This window comes from Saccharothrix sp. S26, assembly GCF_021390395.1.
Lineage (GTDB): Bacteria > Actinomycetota > Actinomycetes > Mycobacteriales > Pseudonocardiaceae > Actinosynnema.
On record NZ_JAJUWT010000010.1, the window covers coordinates 155,128 to 178,228 of the forward strand.

The following is a 23,101-nucleotide window of genomic DNA, read 5'->3' on the forward strand; positions in this document are numbered from 1 at the left end:
CGATGGCTCGCAGGTTGCGATGGCTCGCAGGGACGGCGCGGCTAGCGGTTCCGTCGGGTGGTGCGGACGGATTTCACCGTGTAGGCGATCGCGCCGAGGATGAGCAGGAGCCCGATGCCCTGGAGGCCCGGTGAGTCGTCGGCCCCTCCGAGGATGACACCGGCGATGCCCAGCACGGTCATGAAGCCTGCGACGAAGAAGGTCATATATCGAGTGTCGCGCGATATCTATCGAAAATCAACAGGTCGGGTCGCGTCAGTGATACGTCATCGGGGGATGTCACGATCCGGGACGTCGGCCTGGTGGTCGACGGGGAAGACGCAGGGGCCCGCTACTCCTCTCCCGAGTAGCGGGCCCCTGGTGTTCGCGTGGCGGGTCAGGCGATGGTGACGGACTCGAACTTGACTTCCTTGTTCGGCTTGCCGCCGCCGGGGGAGGGGTCGAAGGAGCCGTCGTGGCCGGCGCGGGCGACCTCGTCGATCAGCTTGAGACCGTCTTCGTCCAGGCTGCCGAAGACCGTGTAGTCGGGCGAGAGCTGGGCGTCGCCGTAGACGATGAAGAACTGGCTGCCGTTGGTGCCCTTCTGGGTCTCCGGGTCGGCGCCGGCGTTGGCCATGGCCAGGTAGCCGCGGCCGTAGGTCAGTTCCGGCCAGGTCTCGTTGTCGAACGTGTAGCCGGGGCCGCCGGTGCCCGTGCCGGTCGGGTCGCCGCACTGGAGCATCTGCAGGCCCTCGGTGCCGATGCGGTGGCAGGTGCTGCCGTCGTAGTAGCCCTGCTTGGCCAGGTTGACGAAGCTGTTCACCGCGCACGGCGCGAGGGCGCGGTCCAGGGTCAGCTTCAGGTCGCCGATGTTGGCCTTGATGGTGGCGGTGGCGGTGCCGGTCGCGGGGGCGCTGCCCTCGGGGGCCTTCGTGCCCTCCTTGGACGCGGGCTCCTTCGACGGCCGGTACTCGCAGGTCGCCGGGTCCGCGATGGGGGTCGGGCGCGTCGGCAGCGCCTTGACCTCGGTCGGGATCTGGATCGGGGCGGCCGAGGTGGAGCTGGCCGCGGCGGTGTCGTCGCCGGTGCTGCTGAAGTCGGTCGTGGCGAGGAAGTACACACCGCCCGCGACCACGACGACGGTGACCGCCGTCGCGACCACGGCGATCACCCGGCGCCGCTTCGCGCGCTCCGCCCTGCGGACGAGCTGGCGTTCCAGCTTCCGCTTGGCCTGCTCGCGGCGCTGCACGTTGGTCGGCACCTGCAACCTCCCTGATCTCTGCGTCGACGGCGACGATCGGTCAGCAGTCTAGGGGGCACGCATGTGACTGGTGTATGCCGGATAGGCTGGCGAACGGGGTCCACCGGGATCCGTTGTCGATCCGTTGCCGTCGAGAGGTAGTCCCGTGCTCGTGATCGGGTTCCCGACCGGCGCCCTCCAGGCCAACTGCTACGTGCTGGCCGCGGGCGCGGGGGAGGCGTGCGTGGTGGTCGACCCCGGCCAGGACGCGGCCGAGCCGATCGCCGAGGCGCTGCGCGAGCACCGGCTGTCCCCGGTCGCCGTGCTGCTGACCCACGGCCACTTCGACCACGCGTTCTCCGTCGCGCCGGTCTGCGACGGCAACGACATCCCCGCGTGGATCCACCCCGACGACCGCGGGATGCTGGCCGACCCGCTCAAGGGCATCAGCGCCCAGTCGATGGCGTTCTTCGGCGGCAACCTGGAGATGCGGGAGCCGCGCGAGGTGCGCGAGCTGGCCGACGGCGTCGAGCTGGACCTGGCCGGCCTCCGGCTGACCGTCGACCACACACCGGGCCATACCGGCGGGTCGGTGATGTTCCGCGCCGGCACCGAGGAGGGCGGACGGCTCGTGCTGTCCGGCGACACCCTCTTCGCCGGCTCCATCGGACGCACCGACCTGCCGGGCGGCAACCACCGCGAGATGCTGACGTCGCTGCGCACGAAGGTGCTGACGTTGGCCGACGACACGGTGGTCCTGCCCGGCCACGGACCGACGACGACCATCGGCCGCGAGCGCGCGAGCAACCCGTTCCTGCTGGAACTGGGCTCACCGGACGCGCCGGCCGCCCCTCACCGAGGACTGTAGAACCGTGACGACGTTTGCCGCGCCCAAGGGCGTGCCCGACTACTTCCCGCCGACCTCCGCGCAGTTCCTGGCGGTGCGCGACACGCTCGTGGCGTCCGCCCGCCGCGCCGGCTACGGCTACATCGAGCTGCCGGTCTTCGAGGACACCTCGCTGTTCGCGCGCGGCGTCGGCGAGTCGACCGATGTGGTCAGCAAGGAGATGTACACCTTCACCGACCGCGGCGGGCGGTCGATCACGCTGCGGCCCGAGGGCACCGCCGGCGTGATGCGGGCCGTCATCGAACACGGCCTGGACCGCGGCCAACTCCCGGTCAAGCTGGCCTACGCCGGCCAGTTCTTCCGCGCCGAACAACCCCAGGCCGGCCGCTACCGCCAGTTCCACCAGGTCGGCATCGAGGCGATCGGCGTCGACGACCCCGCCCTGGACGCCGAGGTCATCGCCGTCGCCGACGCCGGCTTCCGCGCCCTGGGCCTGACCGGCTTCCGCCTCGAACTGACCTCACTCGGCGACTCCACGTGCCGCCCCCAGTACCGCGAGAAGCTCCAGGCCTTCCTCGCGAAGCTGCCGCTGGACGACGAGACCAGGCGACGTGCCGAGCTGAACCCCCTGCGCGTGCTGGACGACAAGCGCCCCGAGGTCCGCGAGCTCGTCGCCGACGCCCCGCTCATGGTGGACAACCTGTCGGCCGAGTCCCTCGCCCACTACGAGCAGGTCAAGGGCTACCTCAACGACCTGGGCGTGAAGTTCGTGGAGAACCCGCGGATGGTGCGCGGCCTGGACTACTACACGAAGACGACGTTCGAGTTCGTGCACGACGGCCTCGGCGCGCAGTCCGGCATCGGCGGCGGGGGCCGTTACGACGGCCTGATGGAGCAGTTGGGCGGCCAGCCGCTGTCCGGTGTCGGCTTCGGCCTCGGCGTCGACCGGGCACTGCTGGCCTGCCAGGTCGAGGGCGTGACCCCGGGCGACGAGACCCGCTGCGACGTCTACGGCGTGCCGCTCGGCGAGGCCGCGAAGTCCCGTCTGGTCGCCCTGTCCGCCCCGCTGCGCGCCGCCGGCGTCCGGTTCGACCTGTCCTACGGCGGCAAGGGCCTCAAGGGCGCGATGAAGGGCGCTGACCGCTCCGGCGCGCGCTTCGCCCTCGTCCTCGGCGAACGCGACATCGAGGCCGGCGTCGTGCAGGTGAAGGAGTTGGCGTCGGGCGACCAGCGCGAGGTGCCGCTGGCGGACGTGGTGACCTCGGTGCTGGAGGCGTTGGGCCGGTGAGCGAGCGGATTGCCCTTGACCTGCTCGACCCGAAGGCGGTGCGCAAACGCGCCCGGACGGTCGCCATCGGCGCGCTGATCGTCGCCGCCGCCTTCGGCGGGTTGCTGGGCCTGCTCGCCGGCCGCACCGCGGGCCTCGTCACCGCCGCGATCTTCGCCGTCCCCCTGCTCCTGCTGGCCTGGTCGGAAGCCCGCCGCCGAGTCTGGCTGGAAGGCCACGTCCTCTCGGTCCGCGCCTTCGGCACCCGCTCGGTCGACCTGCACACCGCCGACCAACTGGACCTGCTCGTCACCGACGTCCGCGGTACCCGCACCGTGGGCCTCTTCGTCCGCGGCGGCGGCAAGGCGATCAACCTGGCCCTGGCCATCTACGCCGGCACGGGAGGCCGCGAACAGGGCGTCCTCCCGCTCCGCAAGCTGGCCGACGTCCTGGCCGGCCGCGGCGACGCCCCGGGCCTGGTCTTCTCCGAACTGCTGGTCGCCCAACTCCGCGCCGAAGCCAGGGGCCTCGCCGCCGCCGACCGCCCCCTCTACAAACTGGGCTCCCTGGCCCCTACCGGCCGCCTCGCCCAAAAACTGAACCCCGAAGCCATCTCCCGCTTCGTCGCCACCCTCGACCAATCCTGACGCGTCCACTGGCCCTCCCTTCCCCAAAGGGAGGGCTTCGTGTCATCCCGCCGACCTGGCGCAGCCCTACCGCACGTGTCAAGGGGGGCGCGGGTTCACCGATACCCACGGCCTTCACTGATGGCCCGCGCCGCACTTGACGCGTGTGGTAGCCCTTGTGGAGGTCGGCGGGATGACACGAAACCCGACCCGCAACGCAACAGGAACATGCCGGAGTATTTGGGTCATCCTGCTGATCTGCCCGTCCGGCGAGGGCTCTTTAATCCTTCAATCTCTTACTTCTCACGCATCACTCATCCGGCAACCCCCACGTCCCCTTGGGCGGCGGCGGCGACTGCGTGGCCGTCGCATCCGTCATCGCCGGCACGCCACCGATGAACCGGACCAGCGACTCGTCGTGCTCCACCCGCCCCGGGAACGGGTCACCGGCCGTCAACCGCGTCAACGCCGCCACCGGCAACTCCACGTGCGACCCGACCAGCACGAAGTTGCCGAACCTGCGCCCCCGGAACACCGCCGGCTCCGCCAGCACGCACACGTGCGGGAACACCGCCCGAACCGTCGCCGCCTGGGCCTTGGCGAACGCCAACTTCCCCCCATCACCGATGTTCGCCGCGTACACGCCCGCGCCCCGCAACGCCCGAGAGGCCAACGACACGAACTCCACCGACGTCAGGTGCGCGGGTGTCCGCGCCCCGGCGAACACGTCCGTCACCACCAGGTCGAACGCACCCTCAGGCGCTTTCTCCAGCACCGCCCGCGCGTCCCCGTTGCGAATCCGCAACCGCCAGTTCCGGTCCAACGGCAGGACGCCCCGGACCAGGTCGATCAACGCCGCGTCGATCTCCACCACCTGCTGGCTGGACCGCGGCCGCGTCACCGCGATGTACCGGGGCAGCGTGAGCGCGCCCCCGCCCAGGTGCAGCGCCCGGATCGGCTCGCTGCCCGGCGCGACGAGGTCCGCCACGTGGCCCAGCCGCCGCAGGTACTCGAACTCCAGGTGCGTCGGGTCGTCCAGGTCGACGTGCGACTGCGGGGTGCCGTTCAGGCGCAGCATCCACGCCCTGGGCACGTCGGGATCGGGGATCAGTTCCGCGATGCCCGAGTCGACCTCCCTGCTGATGGTCTCGTCGGCTTTCCGGATCCGTCCCACCTTCTGATTATCCCCGACGGTCGCTCACGTATCCGCGACGGCCGACCCGGGCAGCACCCGCGCGCTCTCACCGCTCGGCAGCTCGCGGTCCGGCGGCTTGCGGTTCGGCAGGCGGTCGACCAACCGCCCCAACCGCTCCGCCGTGCCCTGCAACGGCCCGAGCGCGCCCGCCAGCACCTGGATCGACTCGTCGAGCTTGCCGGTGCTGCCCGCCAGCGCCGCGATCTCGGGCGAGAGCTGCGCCAACTGCCGGTGGGCCGCCTCCAACTGGTGCAACGCCTCGGGCATCTCGTTGGCCAGGAACGTGGCGAGCTGCTCCAACCGCTCCAACGTCCCGCGCAGCTCCGCGAGCTGCGGCAACTCCCGCGCCAACGGGGTCAGCCGCTCCAGCGCGTCGGCGATCCGCGGCAACGCCGCCACGCCCGACACCAACCCGGTGGCGACCCGGGCCGCCAACCCCAGCACGGTCCGCAGCATGCCGGTACGGTACCGATCCGTGCAGATCGCCGCTGACGTCCTCACCGCGCTCGTCGCGGCCATCCACCTCTACATCGTCGTGCTGGAGATGTTCCTCTGGAACACCCCGCGCGGGCGTGCGACGTTCGGCACCACGCCGGAGTTCGCCGCCGAGTCGAAGGTGCTCGCCGCCAACCAGGGCCTGTACAACGGGTTCCTCGCCGCCGGCCTGATCTTCTCCTTGATCGCCCGCGGCACGACCGGGTTCGCGTTCGCCGTGTTCTTCCTGATCTGCGTGATCATCGCGGGCCTGTACGGCGCGGCGACGGTCAGCCGTCGGATCCTGGTCGTGCAGTCCGTCCCCGCCGCGATCGCGTTGCTGCTGGTGGTGCTTGCCCGGTAGCCGGACGCCGCCACGGCCCCTTGGCCGGGTCGTACCCGGTGCGCAGGTCCCCCCGGACGTGCCGCCGCCACAAGGCCCGCGGCTCACCGGCTTCACCCTCACCAGCTTCACCCTCATCGGCCTCGATCACCCCACCGGCCTCGACCGACTCGGGCACCGGCTCCTTCCCCGCGACGAACGCCGCCACCGCCGTCGTGATCGGCACCGCCGCGACCAACCCGATGCTGCCCACCAACGTCCGCACGACCTCCTGCGCCACCTCCTGCGCGGTCAGGATCTCGCCCAGCGTCCGCCCCGACAGCGTGAACGCCAGCAGCAACGGCAGCGCCGCGCCCGCGTACGCCATGACCAGCGTGTTGACCACCGACGACAGGTGGTCGCGCCCGATCCGCGACCCCGCCGCGTACAGCTCCCGGAACCCCAGTGACGGGTTGGCCCGCCGCAGCTCCCACACGGCGCTGGTCTGCGTCACCGTCACGTCGTCCAGCACGCCCAGCGCGCCGATGATCGTGCCCGCCAGCAGCAGCCCCCGCGTGTCGATGCCGTGCCCGAGCAGCGACACCAGGTTCGCCGTCTCCTGGTCCAACCCGGTCAGCTTGCCGAACGCCGAGAACACCGCACCCAGCACGCCGATCAGCGCCAGGCTCGTCAACGTGCCCAGCACCGCCGTGGACGTGCGGGCGCTCAACCCGTGCGTCAGGTACAGCACCACGAACATGATCAGCCCCGCGCCGACCACCGCCACGGTCAGCGGGCTCTCCCCGGCCAGGATGGCCGGCAGCACGAACAGCACCAGCACCACGAAGCTCAACACCAGCGCGCCCAGCGCCGCCAACCCCTGCCAGCGCCCCAGCAGCAGCACCGCCGCCGCGAACAGCACCGCCAGCAGCAGCAACGGCACGCCGCGCTGGAAGTCGGCGAGCTGGTAGGAGGTGCTGTCGTTCGGGTCGCCGCCGCCGTAGGACAGCACGACCGCGTCACCCACGGCGAACTTCGGCGTGCCCGGCTGGTCGGGCACCGGCACCCGGACTTCCCGACCCGCCGCCGCGCCGTCGCTCATCTTCACGGTGACCAGCACGCACCCGGTGGCCCCCGGCTCGCCCTGGTCGGGACCGCACCCGCCCTGCGCCACCGCGGTCACGTCGCCACGCACCGGCACCTGTGCCAGCCCGGCCTGCGCGCCCGTGCGCTGCTCGTGCCCGAACGGGTACAGCACCAGCGCGCCGACCACGGTCGCCAGCACGAACGGCAGCAGCAGGACCAGCAGGAGCTTGCGCACAGGTCGGGAAGCGGGCTCGACGGGGCCGTGCCCATGACCGTGTCCATGGGCGGCGATGAGATCCTTTGCGCGCACGCGCACATCCTGCCCGTCCACCCCGTACGTCCGCATGTCGGACACTTCAGTGCGAATTCCGGGGTGAACCCTTCAGCCGCGTCCCCTTCGGTGCCACGCTCGCCGCGTGACCACGAACTGGACACCCATCCACGGCCGGTCCTTCGAGCCGGTCCCGTACCGACCGGCCAGGATGCCGGTCGACGAATCCCTGCGCACGGCCGCCGACCTGCGCGCCCGGATGCGGGAACGCCGCACGGTCCGCATGTTCTCGCCCGACCCGGTGCCCGAGCAGGTGGTGCTCGACGCCATCGAGGTCGCCTCCACCGCGCCCAGCGGTGCCCACCAGCAGCCGTGGACGTTCGTCCTGGTCAAGAACCCGGAGGTGCGTCGGCGCATCCGCGAGGCGGCCGAGCACGAGGAGCGCGTCTCGTACGCGGGCAGGCTGGGCGAGGAGTGGCTGGAGGCGCTGCGCCCGCTCGGCACCGACGACGTCAAGCCGCACCTCACCGACGCGCCGGAGCTGGTCGTCGTGTTCCAGCAGCGGTACTACGAGGAGCCCGACGGCGGCCGCCGCAAGCACTACTACGTGGACGAGTCGGTGGGCATCGCGGTCGGCATGCTGCTGACCGCGCTGCACCTGTCCGGGCTCGCCGCGCTGACCCACACGCCCTCGCCGATGAGGTTCCTCGGCGAGGTGCTGGGCCGCCCGCGCAACGAGAAGGCGTTCGCGGTGATCCCGATCGGCTACCCGGCCGACGACTGCGTGGTGCCCAACCTGGTCCGCAAGTCACTGGACCAGGTCGTGGTCCGGGTCTGACCGGTCCACCGGCGCCGGCGGGTCGGCGAACCGGAAGTGCGCCGCCACCGCCTCCTCGCAGGCCGCCAGGGCCTGCCGCAGCCGCTCGTCCCGCGACCCGGTGACCAGTCGCCACGGCACGCCCCGCGCCGCCAGCCCGGCCCGGAACCGCTCGGTCATCCACGCCCGCAGGTGCTCACCGTCCCGCCACCCGTCCTGCTCGAACGGCACGCCGACGTGATCGGTCAGCAGGTACAGGGCGGGGCGGTGGGCGTCCGGCGCGATGTCCGGGTGCGGCGCGCCGAGGTAGCGGTGGCCCCACACGGTCGCCGCCCACGAGTCGTTGTCGCACACCAGGACCGGGCCGTCGACCGCCGCGTCGGCCAGCTCCCGCTGCCGGCGCGCCACGTCCTGGAAGTCGCCGACCGTCCACACCAGATCCTCGATCCCGGCGTCCGGGTCGAACGCCCGCGCGGCCGCCAGCTTCAGCTCCGTGTGCTCACGCCCGTACTCGGCCACCCACGGCGCACCCAACGCCTCCGCCAGGTCGCGCGACAACGTCGTGGTGCCCGTGCTCTCCGCCCCGACCACCACCACCCGTGCGCACAATCCGACCTGCGTCGCCCGCGCCAACCGGCCCCACTGCCCGCGTGGATCGGCCCGCACCGCCGTCCCCGACACGGGGAACGCACCCCGCTCCAGGTCCACCAGGACGTGCCGCGCGCCGAGCCGCTTGGCCATCTCGTCGCCGTAGTGCTCGCTGGAGAACACCGCGTCGACCGCCGCCGACGCGGGGTCGCCGTCCAGGATGGCCCGCCGCGCCAGCACCGCCCGCGCCACGCCCATGTGCAGCTCCCACACCCGGTCGCTGCCGAAGTCCATCTCGTGGTCGTCGACGTCACCGAGCACGACGAGACCGGGCGTGCCCGCGTGCTCGGCGCGCAGCCACGCCACCCGGTCGGCGACCGGGATGGACTCCGCGCTCGACGCCAGCACGGTCACGGTCGTCCGCGCGCTGCGCGCCGAGGCCGTGCGGATCAGGTGGTGGTGACCGGCGTGCGGGGGGTAGAACTTGCCGAGCACCAACGCGTGGTCGAACTCCGTCACGCTACGACCACCCGGTCCCGCTCGTCCTCGCGCAACGACCTCGTCCAGTTGCGCAGGCCCAGCACGCACAGCGCCATGAACCCGACGTAGAGGATCGCGGTCAGCCACAGGTCCTTGTAGGCGTACAACGGGACGTAGATCACGTCGGCGGCGATCCACAGCCACCAGCACTCGACCTTCTTGCGCGTCTGGCCCCACGTGGCCAGCAGGGAGAGGACGGTGGTCACGGCGTCCGCCCACGCCACGGTCGAGTTGCTGAACGTGGTGAGCACCCACACCAGCAGCACGGTGCCCGCCACGCCGGCCGCGAGGAGCCACCACCACTGCGCGCGCGTGGTGCGACTGACCGGCAGCGCGGTGTGCTCGGCGCCGCCCCGCAGCCACGCCCACCAGCCGTACAGCGCGAGCGCCACGTAGACGACCTGGAGGCCCGAGTCCGCGTACAGCTCGCTGGTCGCGAACAGGACGAGGAAGGCGAGGTTGTTGAGGATGCCGATCGGCCAGTTCCACGCGTTCTGCCGCGCCACCAGCCACACGCAGAGCGCGCCGGTGATGAAGCCGGCCACCTCGCCCCAGCTCGTGGGGACGCCGGCGAACGTGAACGCGGGTGTGTTGAAGGGCCACACGATGATGTCGAGCACTGACACAAGCACTCCGATTGACCGTTGTTCGAACGCGTGTTCGAATGTGGACATGCGATGGGACGGGCAGAAGGACGGGGCGGACCGACAGCAGGCTCTGCCGGGATTGCCGGGGCTGGTGCGCAGCGTACGAACTCCCGACTTCGCCGACGTCGTGTTCCACGAGGTGAACGCCAAGTCCGTGCTGAACAAGGTGCCCGGTGACGGCCTGCCGTTCAACTGGACGGTCAACCCGTACCGCGGCTGCACGCACGGGTGCACGTACTGCCTGACGGGTGACACGCCCGTGCTGCTGGCCGACGGCCGCACCAAGCCCATCGCCGACCTGGCCGTGGGCGAGGAGGTGTTCGGCACGTCCGAGGGCCGGTACGTGGTCACCCGCGTGCGGGCGCACTGGGAGACGGTCAAGCCCGCCTACCGGGTCACGTTGAGCGACGGCACGCAGGTCGTGGCGGGCGGTGACCACCGGTTCCTCACCGATGAGGGCTGGAAGCACGTTACGCCAGGCCGGTGCGACGACTTCGAGGAGCGGCCGTACCTGGTCAAGGGCGCGAGGCTGGTCGGGACGGGCCGGTTCGCCGCGCCGCCCGCGCAGGGCGAGCCGTACCGCGCGGGCTACCTGTGGGGCGCGGTGCGCGGCGGCCTGCCCAGCCACCCGGACGTGCTGGCGCGCGTGCGCGAGTACGCGGGCGGGCGGGTGCCGCGGGAGAACGAGCTGGTCCAGTGGCCGACCACGCCGGACGAGGAGTGGTCGAAGGGCTTCCTGGCCGGGCTGTTCGACGCGCGGGGCAGCTCCACCGGCGGCGAGCTGGTCCTGTCCAGTTCGGACAGCGCCGTGTTCGAGGCCGCCGTGCTGGCGTTGACGCGGTTGCGCGTGTCGCACGTGGTCGAGGTGCGCGGGGTGCGGATCGTCGGCGGGCTGGCCGAGCGGCTGCGGTTCCTGCACCTGGTGTGCCCGGTGATCCCGCGCGGCACCGCGGTGGAGGGCATGGCGGTGCCCGTGACGTCCCGGCTCGCGGTGGTGTCGGTGGAGTCGCTGGGCGTGACGCGGACGCTGTACGACATCACCACCGGCACCGGCGACTTCGTGGCCAACGGCCTGGTCAGCCACAACTGCTTCGCCCGCAACACGCACACGTACCTCGACCTCGACGCCGGGCGCGACTTCGACACCCAGGTCGTGGTCAAGGTCAACGCGGTCGACGTGCTCAAGTCGCAGCTGCGGTCCAAGCGGTGGCGGCGCGAGCACGTGGCGATGGGCACGAACACCGACCCGTACCAGCGGGCCGAGGGCCGCTACCGGCTCATGCCGGGCATCATCCGGGCGCTGGCCGACTCCGGCACGCCGTTCTCGATCCTCACCAAGGGCACCGTGCTGTCGCGGGACGTCCCGCTGCTGGCGCAGGCCGCGTCGCAGGTGCCGGTGGGCATCGGCGTGTCGTTGGCGTTGCTGGACCGCGAGCTGCAATCGGGGCTGGAGCCCGGCACGCCCAGCCCGCAGGCCAGGCTGGAGCTGGTGCGCCGGGTGCGTGACGCGGGGTTGCCGTGCGGGGTGTTCGTCGCGCCGGTGCTGCCGAAGCTCACCGACTCCGAGGAGGGCCTCGACGCGCTGCTGGCCTCGATCGCGGACGCGGGCGCGACGGGCGTGACGGTCCTGCCGCTGCACCTGCGGCCGGGCGCGCGCGAGTGGTTCGCCCGGTGGCTGGTGCGGGAACGGCCGGACCTGGTCGACGACTACCGCGGGCTGTACGCGCGGGGCTCCTATGTGGACGCCCGGTACCGGCGGTGGCTGACCGAGCGCATCACCCCGTTGTTGCGGCGGCACGGCTTGGACGCGCGCGGCAAGCGCGACGCCGTCGGGGTGCCCGGCGACGACGAGGGGTTGTGGCCGGAAGGCAGCCTGCCGTCCTCGGCCCCACCGGCTCCGGTCGTCCAGGAACAGTTGACGCTCCTCTGAGTGATGGCGGTGCGGGTTGACGGGGCACCTCGGCGAGCCGGTCGGCGCCGTGTCCGGCCGGCGGCCCGGGATCGGCATGCCGCATCGGCCGCTCGGGGTTCGGCTGTCGACGGCGGGCGAGCCGGGCCGGCACGGTGGGGGCACGCGGTCCGAGGAGGAGGCGCACATGCGTGGTGCCCTGCTGGGTTTCGTGACAGCGGCGGCCGTCGTGGTGGGTGGCGTGACGGTTCCGGCGTCGGCCACGGAGATCGGCGAGTGGGTCGGGCCCTACGACGTGTTCGAGCAGTGCGAGGCCGACCGGAAGCAGGACGTCCGCAGCTCGGGCCAGGTCTGCCAACCTCGGGTGGTGGCCGGCGCGGTGCGGCAGGGTGACGAGGGCTGGTGGGACTACGAGTGCCGGCCCGACGGGTCGGGCACTTACTCGCTCTACGCCGTCTACTGCCCGTAGTGCCGGGTTTCTCCGCCTGTGCGGCCCGTCGACGGATGCCCTCCGCGGGGTGACGACTGCGGCCGTCACCGCGCCGGCCGTCACCGCGCTCCGACCGACTGCGGGAACCGCAGCACGCCGTCCGGGTCGTAGCGGCGGGCCACGGCGCGCAGTCGGCGCAGGTTGTGGCGGTAGGCGGTCTCGGCCCAGTCCTCCTGCTCGGGGTCCAGGTAGTTGATGTAGGTGCCGGAGCCGATCAGGCGCGCCAGCTCCACCTGCGCCTGGTCCACCTCCCGCGTGACGTGCTCGGGCGGCAGGGCGCCGACCGTGCCGAAGACCTCGACCGACGTGGGCGCGCCGCGGTGCGGGTAGGCGGTGTCGGTCGGGCGCAGCCGGTCGATCGCACCACCGAGCGCACCGACGATGAGCAGCGCGCTGTCCATGCCGCGCACCGTGCCCGCCACCGCCGCCGGGTCGTCCCACAGGCCGTCGGAGATGCGCGAGGAAGCCCGGAACGCGTTGCGGGGCGGGTGCCCCTGGGTCATGATCGCCGTCGCGGTCGGGTAGTCGACCTCGGCGTGCTCCAGCGGCCCGTCGACGCCGAGGCGGGCCAGTTCCGCGTGCAAGAGCGCCTCGGGGCCGATCGAGCAGCCGGTGAGGTCCACCGAGCCGTCCGGCAGCACCACGCACGTGCTGGACAGGTGGTCGGGTGCCGCGGCGCTCCACGGCTGCCACGCGCCGAGCACGTCCGCCGCCGACCCGGCCGGGAACCTGATCCGGAACACGGTCAGCACCTCCGGCGCGGGCACGGTGGCGAACTCGAACGACGTCACCACGCCGAAGTTGCCGCCACCGCCGCCGCGCAGCGCCCAGAACAGGTCCGGCGAGCGGTCCTCCGCGGCGGTGATCACCCGGCTGTCCACCGTGACCACGCGGGCCGCGCGCAGCCGGTCGCAGGTGAGGCCGAACGCGCGGTCGACCCAGCCGAGCCCACCGCCCAACGTGAACCCGGCGATGCCGACGGACGGGCAGTTGCCCAGCGGCAGGCACCGGCCGGCGGCGGCGAGCGCCGCGTAGACGTCGCCGAGGCGGGCACCCGCGCCGACCACGGCGGTGCCGTCGGGGCGCACCTCGATCCGGTTCATCGGCCCGAGGTCGATCACCAGGCCGTCGTGCGGGGTGGAGTAGGCGGCGTAGCTGTGCCCGCCGCCGCGCGCGGCCACCCGGATCCCGCGCCGCCGCGCCTCCTCCAGGCTGCGCTGCACGTCCTCCGGTCGCACGCAGCGGGCGATCGCGGCCGGCCGCTGGTGGTCGAACAGCGAGTTGAACGGCAGCCGCGCGGCCTCGTAACCGTCGTCTCCGGGCAAGAGCAGTTCACCGGCCAGGCGGGCACGCAGCCGCGCCCACCTCCCAGCGCCGCCGGCCGCGGCCGCCGCCACACCACCCGCACCGGCCACCGCGCCACCCGCGACCGCCGCCGCACCGGCCCACCGGAACACGTCCCGCCGCGAAACCGCCACACCGACCTCCTCGTCAGCGAACCCCGACCGCCCCGTTGCCCGATTCCATCCAACAAGGCGCTGAATCGGAGCAGAACCGCTGTTCGGACGTGCGGGCGGCGAACTTCGTACGGCGTACGGTATACTGTACGGCATGAGTGCTGTGCCGGGTAGTGGAGCGGGTTTCACGCCGACCGACGAAGACGTGGCGGGCGTGCTCGCGTGGTTCGAGCAGTGGGACGCCCTGGCCGTGGCCAAGGACGTCGAGGCCATGGCGGACATGGCGTTGTTCCCGGTGAACGCGGTGACCGACGGGTCGGCGCAGTCGTGGGACCGGGCGCGGTTCCTGACCGACATGGCGGCCACGCTGGGGGACGGCGACGTGCACATGGAATCGGTCCGCACGCCGGTGTTCATCAACGCCGACCTGGTGTTCGTGGTGACCGACGCGACCATCACGGCGGGCGACTTCTCGCAGGTCGTGCGGTACGGCGACCTGCTGGTGAAGGCCGACGGCAAGTGGCTGTTCCAGACGATGGTCCAGGGCGGGTGGTAGCCGGGAGGCAGGGCATGTGACGACCGCGTGACCGATCCGCGCCACTAACAATCAGTCTTGACTGTTTGTTAGTGGCGCGGAACACTCGACCGCATGTCCACCGAAACCGGGCAGCGGGAGTCCCGGCGGCAGGCCGACCGCAGCCGCGAGACCCGGCGCAAGCTCATGGAGGCCACCGTCGAGTGCCTGGTCGAGCACGGCTGGGCGGGCACGACGACGACCGTGGTCGCCGAACGCGCGGGCGTCTCCCGCGGCGCTCAGCTGCACCACTTCCGCACCCGCGGCGAGCTGGTCGCCGCCGCGGTCGAGCACCTGGGCGCGGAGAGCGTCCTGGACCTCAAAGAACGCGCACGGCAGGTCGACGAGAGCTCGCCACGAGGTCGCATCGCCGCCGTGGTCGAGCTGATCGCCGACTTCTACGCCAGCGACCTGTTCACCGCCGCCCTCGAACTGTGGGTCGCCGCGCGCACCGACCCGGACCTCAAGACCGTGGTGGTGCCGCTGGAGGTCCGCCTGGGCCGGGAGACGCACCGCCTGGCCGTCGAGCTGCTGGGCGCGGACGAGGGCAAGCCCGGCGTCCGCGAGACCGTGCAGCTCACCCTGGACCTGGTGCGCGGCCTCGCGCTGGCCAACCAGCTCACCGACGACGGCAAGCGGCGGAGCCGGATTGTCCGGCACTGGGCGAAGATGCTGGAGGACTCGCTGTGATCGACGAGATCCTGATCGACCTGCACACCGAGAGCGAGGTGCTGGACGCCCTCGTCGCCCCGCTGGACGACTGGTCGGTCCCCACCCCCGCGCCGGGCTGGACGATCGCCCACCAGATCAGCCACCTGCACTGGACCGACCGCATCTCCGTGCTCGCCGCGCGCGACGCGGAGGCGTTCGCCGAAGCGGCGAAGCGGGCCACGCAGGACATGGTGGACGAGGGCGCGCGCGAACCCGTCACCCTGGAGCAGTGGCGGGAGGGCCGCAACGAGCTGGCGGAGGCGCTGCGGGCCGTGCCGCCGGGCGTGAAGGTGCCGTGGTTCGGCCCGCCGATGAGCCCCGTGTCGATGGCCACCGCCCGGTTGATGGAGACCTGGGCGCACGGCCAGGACGTGGCCGACGCGCTCGGCGTCACCCGTGAGCCGACCAACCGGCTCAAGCACGTCGCGCACCTCGCGGTCCGCGCGTTCGGCTGGTCGTTCCTGGTCAACGGCCTGCCGGCGCCGCAGGTGCCGCTGCGGGTCGAGCTGCTCGGACCGGACGGCGACCGGTGGACCTGGGGCCCGGCCGACGCCGAGGACCGGATCACCGGTCCCGCCCTCGACTTCTGCCTGCTGGCCACCCAGCGGCGGCACCGCGACGACCTCGCCGTCACGGCCGTGGGCGAGCACGCGCGGGCGTGGCTGCCGATCGCGCAGGCGTTCGCGGGTCCGCCCGGCCCCGGTCGGGAGAAGGGCCGGCCGTGATCCGCATCGGCAACGCCTCCGGCTTCTACGGCGACCGGTTCTCCGCCGTCCGCGAGATGCTCACCGGCGGCCACCTCGACGTGCTCACCGGCGACTACCTGGCCGAGCTGACCATGCTCATCCTCGGCCGCGACCGGGTGAAGGACGCCTCCCTCGGCTACGCGCGCACGTTCCTGCGCCAACTGGAGGAGAACCTGGCCGACGCCCTGGCCCGCGGCGTGAAGATCGTCTCCAATGCGGGCGGGCTGAACCCGGCCGGGCTGGCCGAGGCGATCGACCGGCTCGGGCTCGGCGCGAAGGTCGCCCACGTGACCGGCGACGACGTGCGCGACCGGTTCCCCGAAGCCCTGACCGCCAACGCCTACCTCGGCGCGTGGGGCATCGCCGAGTGCCTGAAGGCCGGTGCGGACGTCGTGGTCACCGGCCGCGTCACCGACGCGTCGCTGGTCGTCGGCCCGGCCGCGGCGCACTTCGGCTGGGGCCGCGAGGACTTCGACGCGCTGGCGGGCGCGACGGTCGCGGGTCACGTGCTGGAGTGCGGCACGCAGGCCACCGGCGGCAACTACTCGTTCTTCACGTCGATCGACGCGACCCGGCCGGGTTTCCCGATCGCCGAGGTGGAGGCGGACGGCTCGGCGGTGATCACCAAGCACGACGGCACGGGCGGCGCGGTCACCGTCGACACCGTGACCGCGCAGTTGTTGTACGAGATCGGCGCGCCCGCCTACCTCGGCCCGGACGTGGTCAGCCACTTCGACACGATCCGGCTCGACTCGCACGAACGCGGGGTGCGCGTCTCGGGGGTGAAGGGCTCGCCGCCGCCGGACACGCTCAAGGTGTGCCTGAACGCGCTGGGCGGCTTCCGCAACTCCACCACGTTCGTCCTGACCGGGTTGGACGTCGAGGCCAAGGCGGAGCTGGTCCGGCGGCAGCTGGAGTCGGCGATCGGCGCGGGAGGACTGACCTGGACCCTGGCCCGCACCGACCACGCCGACGCCGACACCGAGGAGACGGCGAGCGCGCTGCTGCACGTTAGGGTCAAAACGCCGGACGCCAAGCGCGCCAAGGCGTTCTCACGGGCCGGCATCGAACTCGCGCTGGCGTCGTACCCGGGCTTCCACGTCACCGCGCCGCCCGGCGACGGCACGCCGTTCGGCGTCTACCGAGCCGCGTACGTGCCGCGGTCGTCGGTGCCGCACCGGGCCGTGCTGCCCGACGGGAAGGTGGTCGAGGTATGAGGGTCCCGTTGGGAACCATCGCCGGAGCGCGCTCCGGCGACAAGGGCGGTGACGCCAACCTCGGCGTGTGGGTGCGCACGGACGCGCAGTACGAGTGGCTGCGCGCCGAGCTGACCGTGGCCCGGCTGAAGGAACTGCTGCCCGAGGCGGGCGAGGTCGACCGGTACGAGCTGCCGAACCTGCGGGCGCTGAACTTCGTGCTGCACGGCCTGCTCGGCGACGGCGTCGCCTCGTCCACCCGCTTCGACCCGCAGGCCAAGGCGCTGGGGGAGTGGCTGCGCTCCCGGCACGTCGACCTGCCGGAGGCGCTGCTGTGACCCCCACGTCCGAGCTGTTCGAGACACCCGAGCGCCGCGACCTGCGCGCGGTGGTGCGCAAGTTCACCGAGCGGGAGGTCGTGCCGCACCTGGCGGACTGGGAGCGCGCCGGCGAGCTGCCCCGGTCGCTGCACCGCGCGGCGGCCGGCATCGGGTTGCTGGGGCTCGGGTTCCCGGAGGCGGTCGGTGGCGCGGGCGACCTGCTCGACACCGTGGTGGCCACCGAGGAGCTGATCCAGGCCGGCGGGTCGTCCGGGCTGGTCGCCGGGCTGCTCACGCACGGCATCGCGCTGCCGCACATCGTGGACGCCGGTGATCCCGGGCTGGTCGACCGGTTCGTGCGGCCGACGTTGGCGGGCGAGCTGATCGGCGCGCTCGCGATCACCGAACCGGGTGGCGGGTCGGACGTGGCGGCGCTGCGCACCACGGCCCGTCGTGACGGCGACTCCTACGTGGTCAACGGGACGAAGACGTTCATCACCTCCGGCGCGCGGGCGGACTTCGTGACCACGGCCGTGCGCACGGGCGGTCCCGGTCACCAGGGCGTGAGCCTGCTGGTGGTCGAGAAGGGCACGCCCGGGTTCGCGGTGGACCGCCGGCTGGACAAGATGGGCTGGCACTGCTCGGACACCGCGGAACTGTCCTTCGTGGACGCCCGCGTGCCTGCGGCCAACCTGGTGGGCCACGAGAACGCGGGGTTCGCGCTGATCATGCGGCAGTTCCAGGTGGAGCGGATCTCGTTGGCCGTGCAGGCGTACGCGACGGCCCAGCGGTGCCTGGACCTCACGCTGGCGTACGTAAGGCAGCGCGAGACGTTCGGCAAGCCGCTCATCGCGCGCCAGGTGGTCCGCCACCGGCTGGTGGAGATGGCGCAGCGCATCGACCTGGCCCGCACCTACACCCGCGAGGTGGCGGTGAGGGTCGCGGCCGGCGAGGAGGTGGTGGCGCAGGTGTGCTTCGCGAAGAACGAGGCGGTGCGGGCGTGCTCGTCCGTCGTGGACGCGGCGGTCCAGCTGCACGGCGGCGCGGGCTACCTCCGCGTCACGGAGGTCGAGCGGCACTACCGGGACGCGCGGATCCTCGGCATCGGGGGCGGCGCGACCGAGGTGATGACGGAGCTGGCGGCACGGCGATTGGGGTACACGGCATGACTGTGTTGCACACGGCGGTCGACCCCCGGTCGCCCGAGCACGCCGAGAACCGCGAGGCGATGCTGGCGCGGATCGCCGAGCTGCACGCCGAGCAGGCCAAGGCGCTGGCGGGCGGTGGGCCGAAGTACACCGAGCGGCACCACAAGCGCGGCAAGCTGCTCGCGCGGGAGCGGATCGAGCTGCTGGTGGACCAGGACAGCCCGTTCCTGGAGCTGTCGCCGCTGGCCGCGTGGGGCACCGACTACCCGGTCGGCGCGAGCGTGGTGACCGGGATCGGGGTGGTCGAGGGCGTCGAGTGCGTGATCGTGGCCAACGACCCGACCGTGCGCGGCGGCGCGAGCAACCCGTGGACGCTGCGCAAGACGTTCCGGGCCAACGACATCGCGTTGGCCAACCGGCTGCCGCTGATCGGCCTGGTCGAGTCGGGCGGCGCGGACCTGCCCAGCCAGAGCGAGATCTTCATCCCGGGCGGCCGGGCGTTCCGCGACCTCACGCGGCTGTCGGCGGCGGGCATCCCGACGATCAGCACCGTCTTCGGCAACGCCACGGCCGGCGGGGCGTACGTGCCGGGCATGTCGGACTACGTGGTGATGATCGAGGGGCGCTCGAAGGTGTTCCTCGGCGGGCCGCCGCTGGTGAGGATGGCGACTGGCGAGGAGTCCGACGACGAGTCGCTGGGCGGCGCGCGGATGCACGGCACCACCTCCGGCCTGGCCGACTTCGTGGCCGAGGACGAGGTGGACGCGATCCGGCTCACCCGGCGCGTGGTGGCGAGGCTGAACTGGCGCAAGCTCGGTCCCGCGCCGCGCGCGGTGGAGCCGCCCCGCTACGACGAGGAGGACCTGCTCGGCCTGGTGCCGACGGACCTGCGCGTGCCGTTCGACCCGCGCGAGGTGATCGCCCGGATCGTGGACGGCTCGCGGTTCGACGAGTTCAAGCCCGACTACGGGGCGAGCCTCGTGACGGGGTGGGCCGACCTGCACGGCTACCCGATCGGGGTGCTGGCCAACGCGCGCGGCGTGCTGTTCAGCGAGGAGGCGCAGAAGGCCACCCAGTTCATCCAGCTGGCCAACTCCAGCGACACGCCGCTGCTGTTCCTGCAGAACACCACCGGCTACATGGTCGGCGCGCAGTACGAGCAGGGCGGCATCATCAAGCACGGCGCGATGATGATCAACGCGGTCTCGAACAGCCGCGTGCCCCACCTGACGGTGGTGATGGGCGCGTCGTACGGCGCGGGCAACTACGGCATGTGCGGCCGGGCCTACGACCCGAGGTTCCTGTTCACCTGGCCCAACGCCAAGTCGGCCGTGATGGGCCCGAAGCAGTTGGCGGGCGTGCTGTCGATCGTGGCCCGCCAGGCGGCGGCCGCGAAGGGCCAGGACTACCCCGAGGAGCACGACGAGGCCATGCGCCGGATGGTCGAGGACCAGATCGAGCAGCAGTCCCTGGCGGCCTTCCTCTCCGGCCGCCTCTACGACGACGGCGTGATCGACCCCCGCGACACCAGGACCGTGCTGGGGCTGTGCCTGTCGGCGATCCACAGCGGACCGGTCCAGGGCACCGACCGCTACGGCACCTTCCGGATGTGAGGCGACCCGTGATCCGCAAGCTGTTGATCGCCAACCGGGGCGAGATCGCCCGCCGGGTGATCCGCACGTGCCGCGAGGTCGGCATCTCGCCGGTGGCCGTGTTCTCCGACCCCGACGAGCGCTCGCCGCACGTCCGCGAGGCCGACGCGGCGGTGCGGCTGCCCGGCGCGACCCCGGCCGAGACCTACCTGCGCGGTGACGCCCTGGTGGCCGCCGCGCTCGCCGCCGGCGCGGACGCCGTGCACCCCGGGTACGGGTTCCTGTCCGAGAACGCCTCCTTCGCCCGCGCCGTGCTCGACGCCGGGCTCACGTGGGTCGGGCCGGACCCGGCGGTCATCGAGGCGATGGGGTCGAAGGTCGCCGCCAAGAAGAGGATGGCGGCGGCGGGCGTCCCGGTGCTGCCCGAGCTCGACCCGGAGTCGGCCCGGGAGTTCCCGCTGCTGGTCAAGGCGTCCGCCGGCGGTGGCGGACGGGGCATGCGGGTGGTGCGCTCGGCGTCGGAGCTGGCCGGGCAGGTGGCCGCCGCGCGTCGGGAGGCCGAGTCCGCGTTCGGCGACGGCACGGTGTTCTGCGAGCCCCTGCTGGAGCGGGCGCGGCACGTCGAGGTGCAGGTGCTGGCGGACGCGCACGGCACGGTGTGGGCGTTGGGGGAGCGGGAGTGCTCCATCCAGCGCCGCCACCAGAAGATCATCGAGGAGACGCCGAGCCCGGCCGTGACGCCGCCGGCCCGTCAGCGGTTGTTCGACGCGGCCACCGCCGCCGCCCGGGCCATCGGGTACGTCGGCGCGGGCACGGTGGAGTTCCTGTTCACCGACGACGGCTCGTTCCACTTCCTCGAGGTCAACACCCGCCTCCAGGTCGAGCACCCGGTCACCGAGGAGGTGTTCGGCGTCGACCTCGTCGCCTGGCAGCTCGCCGTCGCCGAGGGCGCGCGCCTGCCCGCCGAGCCGCCGACCCCGAACGGCCACGCCGTCGAAGCCCGCCTGTACGCAGAGGACCCCGCGCACGACTGGCGGCCCGCGAGCGGCACCCTGCACCGGTTCGCCGTGCCGGCCGGCGTGCGCGTCGACAGCGGCGTGGAGGACGGCAGCGAGGTGGGCGTGCACTACGACCCGATGCTGGCCAAGGTGATCGCCTGGGCCCCGACCCGGCACGCCGCCGTCCGCAAGCTCGCCGCCGCCCTGGACCGCGCCGAGCTGCACGGCCTGGTGACCAACCGCGACCTGCTCGTCCGCACGCTGCGGCACCCGGAGTTCGGCGCGGGCAACACCCACACCGGCTTCCTGGACCAGCACGGCCTCACCGCCGCCGAACCGGTCGACGTCCGCCCCGCCGCGCTGGCCGCCGCGCTCGCGCTGGCCGAACGGCGGCGCACCTCGCTGCCGCCGGGCTGGCGCAACGTGCCGTCCCAGCCGCAGCGGACCGCGTTCGAGCACGGCGACGACACCGTCGAGGTCGACTACCGGCACACCCGCGCGGGCGTGGAGACGAGCCTGGACCTGACCGTCGTCGCCGCCGCACCGGACGCGGTCACGGTGGAGCGCGACGGGGTGCGCACCACGTACCCGGTCGCGGTGTACGGCGACCGGGTCGAGGTGGGCGCGGTGTCGCTCCGGCTGCGGCCCCGGTTCCCCGAGCCGCGGGCGAAGGTGGCCGAAGGCGCGACCGTCGCCCCGATGCCCGGCACGGTGGTGCGGGTCGCGGTCGAGCCGGGGCAACGGGTCGACGCGGGCGCGGAGCTGCTCGTGCTGGAAGCGATGAAGATGGAGCACCGCGTGCTGGCCACCACCGGCGGCGTGGTCGCGGACGTGCTCGTGCGGGTGGGTGCGCAGGTCGATGCGGGCGACGTGCTCGCGGTTGTGGAGGCGGGGTCATGACGATCAACTTCACCGAGGGCGACGAGCGGCGGGCGTTGCGCGAGGCCGTCGCCGCCCTCGCCGGCAAGTACGGCCACGAGTACTTCGCCGCCAAGGCCAGGGCCGGCGAGAAGACCGACGAGCTGTGGGCCGAGGCGGGCGCGCTCGGCTACCTGGGCGTGGCCGTGCCGCAGGAGTACGGCGGCGGTGGCGGCGGGATCGGCGACCTGGCCGCCGTGTGCGAGGAGCTGGCCCGTGCGGGCTGCCCGCTGCTGCTGACCGTGGTCTCGCCCGCCATCTGCGCCACCGTGATCAGCCGCTTCGGCACCGCCGAGCAGAAGCGGCGGTGGCTGCCCGGGTTCGCCGACGGCACCACCAAGATGGCGTTCGCCATCACCGAGTCCGACGCGGGCTCGAACTCCCACAAGCTCGCCACCGCCCTGCACCGCGACGGCGACGAGTGGGTGCTCAACGGCGGCAAGACGTTCATCTCCGGCGTGGACGAGGTCGAGGCGGTCATGGTGGTCGCGCGGCACGTCGACGCCACCGGCCGGCGGCTGCTCCCTTCGCTGATGATCGTGCCGACGGACGCGCCCGGCTTCACCTACCAGCACATCCCGATGGAGGTGCTGTCGCCGGAGAAGCAGTTCACCTGCTTCTTCGACGACGTGCGGCTGCCGCTGGACGCGCTGGTCGGCTCCGCGGACGCGGGCTTGGCCCAGCTCTTCGCCGGGCTCAACCCGGAGCGGATCATGGCGGCGTCCTTCGCCACCGGCATGGCCCGCCGCGCACTCGACCAGGCGAGCGAGTACGCCCGCACCAGGACCGTCTGGGACACGCCGATCGGCGCGCACCAGGGCATCGCGCACCCGTTGGCGCAGTGCGCGATCCAGGTCGAGCTGGCGAGGCTGATGACCCAGAAGGCCGCGGCTCTCTACGACGCTGGGGAGGACCGGGCTGCTGGTGAGGCGGCCAACATGGCCAAGTACGCGGCGGGGGAGGCGGTGGCGGGTGCGGTGGACCAGGCCATCCAGGTCCACGGCGGCAACGGGCTGTCGTCCGAGTACGGGCTGGGCGCCATGCTGGCCGCGTCCCGGTTGTCCCGCATCGCCCCGGTCAGCCGGGAAATGATCCTGAACTTCGTGGCGCAGCACACGCTGAAGTTGCCGCGCTCCTATTGAG

General features: G+C 72.6%; 22 protein-coding genes and 1 pseudogene. 15 read left to right on the forward strand and 8 right to left on the reverse strand.

The window, feature by feature from the left end; all coding sequences use genetic code 11:
* Nucleotides 1-41: 41 nt before the first annotated feature.
* Complete coding sequence (locus LZG04_RS17865; protein ID WP_233818392.1) at nt 42-206, reverse strand: hypothetical protein; 165 nt, start codon at nt 204-206, stop codon at nt 42-44.
* Nucleotides 207-376: 170 nt separating this feature from the next.
* Nucleotides 377-1,240: a peptidylprolyl isomerase gene (locus LZG04_RS17870; protein ID WP_233818395.1), complete on the reverse strand. Its 864-nt coding sequence runs from the start codon at nt 1,238-1,240 to the stop codon at nt 377-379.
* 145 nt (nt 1,241-1,385) lie between these two features.
* On the opposite strand from LZG04_RS17870, the gene LZG04_RS17875 reads away from it, so the two are divergent.
* The 3 genes from LZG04_RS17875 to LZG04_RS17885 are packed head-to-tail and all read left to right on the forward strand — an operon-like array spanning nt 1,386 to nt 3,980.
* Nucleotides 1,386-2,087 (forward strand): MBL fold metallo-hydrolase, encoded by a 702-nt coding sequence (locus tag LZG04_RS17875; RefSeq protein WP_233818397.1) that lies wholly within the window; start codon nt 1,386-1,388, stop codon nt 2,085-2,087.
* Nucleotides 2,088-2,091: 4 nt separating this feature from the next.
* A complete protein-coding gene (gene hisS / locus LZG04_RS17880) occupies nt 2,092-3,354 on the forward strand; it encodes a histidine--tRNA ligase (protein ID WP_233818398.1) in 1,263 nt (420 codons plus the stop codon).
* Nucleotides 3,351-3,980 (forward strand): hypothetical protein, encoded by a 630-nt coding sequence (locus LZG04_RS17885; protein WP_233818400.1) that lies wholly within the window; start codon nt 3,351-3,353, stop codon nt 3,978-3,980. The genes hisS and LZG04_RS17885 overlap by 4 nt, the downstream gene beginning before the upstream one ends.
* A 289-nt stretch (nt 3,981-4,269) precedes the next feature.
* Here the strand turns inward: LZG04_RS17885 and LZG04_RS17890 are convergent, their stop codons facing one another.
* Both LZG04_RS17890 and LZG04_RS17895 read right to left on the reverse strand, forming a co-directional pair.
* Complete coding sequence (locus tag LZG04_RS17890) at nt 4,270-5,133, reverse strand: spermidine synthase (RefSeq protein WP_233818403.1); 864 nt, start codon at nt 5,131-5,133, stop codon at nt 4,270-4,272.
* A 24-nt stretch (nt 5,134-5,157) separates the two neighbouring features.
* Nucleotides 5,158-5,610 (reverse strand): hypothetical protein, encoded by a 453-nt coding sequence (locus LZG04_RS17895; protein WP_233818405.1) that lies wholly within the window; start codon nt 5,608-5,610, stop codon nt 5,158-5,160.
* A gap of 19 nt (nt 5,611-5,629) precedes the next feature.
* Between LZG04_RS17895 and LZG04_RS17900 the strand changes: the two genes are divergently transcribed.
* On the forward strand, nt 5,630-5,992 hold the full coding sequence (locus LZG04_RS17900; protein WP_233818407.1) for a DUF1304 domain-containing protein: 363 nt from the start codon (nt 5,630-5,632) through the stop codon (nt 5,990-5,992).
* Here LZG04_RS17900 and LZG04_RS17905 read toward each other — a convergent pair.
* Nucleotides 5,919-7,271: a YibE/F family protein gene (locus tag LZG04_RS17905; RefSeq protein WP_233818409.1), complete on the reverse strand. Its 1,353-nt coding sequence runs from the start codon at nt 7,269-7,271 to the stop codon at nt 5,919-5,921. The two genes, LZG04_RS17900 and LZG04_RS17905, sit on opposite strands and share 74 nt — an antisense overlap.
* Nucleotides 7,272-7,518: 247 nt before the next feature.
* Here LZG04_RS17905 and LZG04_RS17910 point away from each other — a divergent pair, with 247 nt between their 5' ends.
* Complete coding sequence (locus tag LZG04_RS17910; RefSeq protein WP_233818669.1) at nt 7,519-8,145, forward strand: nitroreductase family protein; 627 nt, start codon at nt 7,519-7,521, stop codon at nt 8,143-8,145.
* Here LZG04_RS17910 and LZG04_RS17915 read toward each other — a convergent pair.
* Nucleotides 8,116-9,231 (reverse strand): AAA family ATPase, encoded by a 1,116-nt coding sequence (locus LZG04_RS17915; RefSeq protein ID WP_233818411.1) that lies wholly within the window; start codon nt 9,229-9,231, stop codon nt 8,116-8,118. The two genes, LZG04_RS17910 and LZG04_RS17915, sit on opposite strands and share 30 nt — an antisense overlap.
* Nucleotides 9,228-9,878 carry a nicotinamide riboside transporter PnuC gene (pnuC, locus tag LZG04_RS17920; protein ID WP_233818413.1) on the reverse strand — a complete coding sequence of 217 codons (651 nt, stop codon included), beginning with the start codon at nt 9,876-9,878 and terminating at the stop codon, nt 9,228-9,230. Before pnuC ends, LZG04_RS17915 begins: the two co-directional genes overlap by 4 nt.
* A gap of 46 nt (nt 9,879-9,924) precedes the next feature.
* Here pnuC and LZG04_RS17925 point away from each other — a divergent pair, with 46 nt between their 5' ends.
* Together LZG04_RS17925 and LZG04_RS17930 are read left to right on the forward strand one after the other, a co-directional pair.
* Complete coding sequence (locus LZG04_RS17925) at nt 9,925-11,829, forward strand: intein-containing Rv2578c family radical SAM protein (protein ID WP_233818415.1); 1,905 nt, start codon at nt 9,925-9,927, stop codon at nt 11,827-11,829.
* A 166-nt stretch (nt 11,830-11,995) separates the two neighbouring features.
* Complete coding sequence (locus tag LZG04_RS17930) at nt 11,996-12,277, forward strand: hypothetical protein (protein ID WP_233818417.1); 282 nt, start codon at nt 11,996-11,998, stop codon at nt 12,275-12,277.
* An 80-nt stretch (nt 12,278-12,357) separates the two neighbouring features.
* Here LZG04_RS17930 and LZG04_RS17935 read toward each other — a convergent pair whose 3' ends face one another.
* On the reverse strand, nt 12,358-13,776 hold the full coding sequence (locus LZG04_RS17935) for an FAD-binding oxidoreductase (protein WP_233818419.1): 1,419 nt from the start codon (nt 13,774-13,776) through the stop codon (nt 12,358-12,360).
* Between the two features lie 133 nt (nt 13,777-13,909).
* Here LZG04_RS17935 and LZG04_RS17940 point away from each other — a divergent pair, with 133 nt between their 5' ends.
* The 8 genes and pseudogenes from LZG04_RS17940 to LZG04_RS17975 all read left to right on the forward strand — a co-directional run bounded on the left by LZG04_RS17940 (nt 13,910) and on the right by LZG04_RS17975 (nt 23,100).
* Nucleotides 13,910-14,311, forward strand: coding sequence for a nuclear transport factor 2 family protein (locus LZG04_RS17940; protein WP_233818421.1), 402 nt, complete (start codon nt 13,910-13,912; stop codon nt 14,309-14,311).
* Between the two features lie 93 nt (nt 14,312-14,404).
* Nucleotides 14,405-15,019 carry a TetR/AcrR family transcriptional regulator gene (locus LZG04_RS17945; RefSeq protein ID WP_233818423.1) on the forward strand — a complete coding sequence of 205 codons (615 nt, stop codon included), beginning with the start codon at nt 14,405-14,407 and terminating at the stop codon, nt 15,017-15,019.
* Nucleotides 15,016-15,765 carry a TIGR03084 family metal-binding protein gene (locus tag LZG04_RS17950; protein ID WP_233818425.1) on the forward strand — a complete coding sequence of 250 codons (750 nt, stop codon included), beginning with the start codon at nt 15,016-15,018 and terminating at the stop codon, nt 15,763-15,765. Before LZG04_RS17945 ends, LZG04_RS17950 begins: the two co-directional genes overlap by 4 nt.
* Nucleotides 15,762-17,320, forward strand: a pseudogene (locus LZG04_RS17955) (acyclic terpene utilization AtuA family protein). Before LZG04_RS17950 ends, LZG04_RS17955 begins: the two are co-directional and overlap by 4 nt.
* Complete coding sequence (locus LZG04_RS17960) at nt 17,317-18,471, forward strand: acyl-CoA dehydrogenase family protein (protein ID WP_233818427.1); 1,155 nt, start codon at nt 17,317-17,319, stop codon at nt 18,469-18,471. The pseudogene LZG04_RS17955 and the gene LZG04_RS17960 overlap by 4 nt, the downstream one beginning before the upstream one ends.
* Nucleotides 18,468-20,063 (forward strand): acyl-CoA carboxylase subunit beta, encoded by a 1,596-nt coding sequence (locus LZG04_RS17965; protein WP_233818429.1) that lies wholly within the window; start codon nt 18,468-18,470, stop codon nt 20,061-20,063. The genes LZG04_RS17960 and LZG04_RS17965 overlap by 4 nt, the downstream gene beginning before the upstream one ends.
* Before the next feature lie 8 nt (nt 20,064-20,071).
* A complete protein-coding gene (locus LZG04_RS17970) occupies nt 20,072-21,940 on the forward strand; it encodes a biotin carboxylase N-terminal domain-containing protein (protein ID WP_233818671.1) in 1,869 nt (622 codons plus the stop codon).
* Nucleotides 21,937-23,100 (forward strand): acyl-CoA dehydrogenase family protein, encoded by a 1,164-nt coding sequence (locus tag LZG04_RS17975; RefSeq protein ID WP_233818431.1) that lies wholly within the window; start codon nt 21,937-21,939, stop codon nt 23,098-23,100. The genes LZG04_RS17970 and LZG04_RS17975 overlap by 4 nt, the downstream gene beginning before the upstream one ends.
* Nucleotide 23,101 lies beyond the last annotated feature (1 nt).